The sequence below is a fragment of the Frigoribacterium faeni genome, from assembly GCF_007988805.1.
Lineage (GTDB): Bacteria > Actinomycetota > Actinomycetes > Actinomycetales > Microbacteriaceae > Frigoribacterium > Frigoribacterium faeni.
Genome location: NZ_BJUV01000076.1, coordinates 1 through 1626 on the forward strand (window position 1 = coordinate 1; position 1626 = coordinate 1626).

The 1626-nt window shown below is 73.7% G+C and carries 1 protein-coding gene; it reads left to right on the forward strand.

The genetic code is table 11. The features are described 5' to 3' along the window. The first annotated feature begins 129 nt into the window (after positions 1 to 129). On the forward strand, positions 130 to 1146 hold the full coding sequence (locus FFA01_RS15775) for an NAD-dependent epimerase/dehydratase family protein (RefSeq protein WP_146857134.1): 1017 nt from the start codon (positions 130 to 132) through the stop codon (positions 1144 to 1146). Positions 1147 to 1626: the final 480 nt, after the last annotated feature.

Below are 1626 nucleotides of genomic sequence, written 5' to 3' on the forward strand. Positions count from 1 at the left end.
GACCCCGCCCGACCCGCCTGACCCCACCCGACCCCGCCCGACCCCGCCCGCGTCCAGGGGCCTGCCGTAGGCTCGCAGCACACGCGGGCCCGACCCGCACCCGCCACATCGCGACCAGGAGGAACCCCCATGCGCGTGGTCGTCATCGGAGCCACGGGCAACCTGGGCACCGCTCTCCTCGCCCGGCTCCAGGCCGAGCCCGCCGTGACCGAGCTGGTCGGCGTCGCCCGTCGCGGCCCCCGCTCGGCGTCGCCGCCCTACGGCGACGTGACCTGGTTCTCGATCGACGTCGGCGACGACGACGCTCCGGCGCAGCTCGAGCACGCGTTCGCCGGCGCCGACGCCGTCGTGCACCTCGGGTGGGCTCTGCAACCCAGCCACGACCGGGACGCGATGTACCGCACGAACGTGACCGGCACCTCCCACGTCCTCGACGCGGCGACGCGCGCGCGGGTGCCGCACGTGCTCGTCGCCAGCTCGGTGGGCGCCTACAGCCGAGGCCCCAAGGGGCGACGCGTCGACGAGGGCTACCGCGTGCGCGGCGTCCGACGGTCGAGCTACTCGTCGTACAAGGCCACGAACGAGAGCATCCTCGACGGCTTCGCCCGGCAGCACCCCGACGTCGTCGTGACCCGCATGCGGCCGGGGCTCGTGTTCCAGGCCGCCGCCGCCCGCGAGATCGTCGGCCTGTTCGCCGGCCGCTGGGTGCCGACCCGCTGGCTGAGCCGGGTGCGTCCGCCGTTCCTGCCGCTGTCCCCTCGGTTCGTCTCGCAGGTCGTCCACGCCGACGACGTCGCCGACGCCTTCTGGCGCGCCATCGACCGACGAGCCGGGGGCGCGTTCAACCTGGCGGCCGAGCCCATCGTCGACCCGCACGCGGTGGCACGGGCGTTCGGGAGCCGACTGCTGCCGGTGCCTTACCGCGTGCTGCGCGGGGCCGCCCTGATCACCTGGCTGCTGCGCCTGCAGCCGACCGAGCCCGGCTGGCTCGACATCGCGGCCAAGGTGCCGATCATGTCCACCGAGAAGGCCCGGCGCGAGCTCGGCTGGGCGCCGACGCGCAGCTCGGACGAGACGCTGCGCGAGTTCGTGGGCGGACTCGCCGCGGGCACGTCCAACGAGGCCTCGCACCCGTTGCGCGGCTGAGCCCGTTCGGCGCAGTCATGTGGCGTCGCGCTGCGCGGCTGAGCCCGACCGGCGCCGTCGCGTCCCGTCGCGCTGCGTGGCGTCGCGTCGCGCTGCGTCTCGTCGACGGCGATCCGGAGCCGAGGAGGCGCGCATCACCCGGTCGACCGGTCGCCTCGGCGTACCCGCGATCGGGGAGCTCGTCGTGCTCGTCGCCCGGCGACTCGACATCGGGCTCGTGGTGGCCCCCCGCAGAGAACGCCCCTGCGTGTGAAGCTCCGCACCTGCGGGGAACCACGAGCCCGAACCAGGCGGGCTCCGCCCACGGTACGCGCTCGAACCCGTGGGGACCACCCCTTGACGGATCGAAAAATCCCTGATCAGGATTTGTTTTTTACCTAGTGGGTCTAGTTAGACGGACTCGCGATCGGTTGTCCGGCATCCTTGATCCACGAGCCTCGACGGCCCGCGCCCGCCCACCCCAGGAGACCACCGTGCCCG

What these genes read in the sequence shown, in the direction of transcription:
- FFA01_RS15775 (WP_146857134.1), top strand. Translation starts at nt 130, where the DNA reads ATGCGCGTGGTCGTCATCGGAGCCACGGGCAACCTGGGCACCGCTCTC.